This is a genomic window from Stenotrophomonas sp. PS02297 (genome assembly GCF_029959705.1).
GTDB lineage: Bacteria > Pseudomonadota > Gammaproteobacteria > Xanthomonadales > Xanthomonadaceae > Stenotrophomonas > Stenotrophomonas nitritireducens.
Map to the genome: position 1 here is coordinate 1 of NZ_JASCOS010000254.1, position 371 is coordinate 371.

Below are 371 nucleotides of genomic sequence, written 5' to 3' on the forward strand. Positions count from 1 at the left end.
TTCGTCCATCTGCACCACGGTCTGGTTGACCTGTTCGATGCCGGCGCTCTGTTCCTGCGAGGCAGCCGAGATCTCGGCCATGATGTCGGTCACCCGCTGCACCGAACTGACGATCTCGCCCATGGTGGTGCCGGCCTGGTGGACCAGCTGCGAACCTTCAGAGACCTTGTCGACCGAGGTCTCGATCAGGTCCTTGATCTCCTTGGCGGCGCCCGCCGAACGCTGGGCGAGGGTACGCACTTCCGAGGCGACCACGGCAAAGCCGCGGCCCTGCTCGCCGGCGCGTGCGGCTTCCACCGCGGCGTTCAAGGCCAGGATGTTGGTCTGGAAGGCGATGCCGTCGATGACGCTGATGATGTCGGCGATCTTCT

At 65.0% G+C, this 371-nt stretch carries 1 protein-coding gene; it reads right to left on the reverse strand.

Features of this window, described 5'->3' with window-relative positions; translation table 11 throughout:
• Positions 1 to 371 (reverse strand): methyl-accepting chemotaxis protein (locus QMX80_RS19255; RefSeq protein ID WP_282278781.1); only part of this gene is annotated, 371 nt, incomplete at both ends.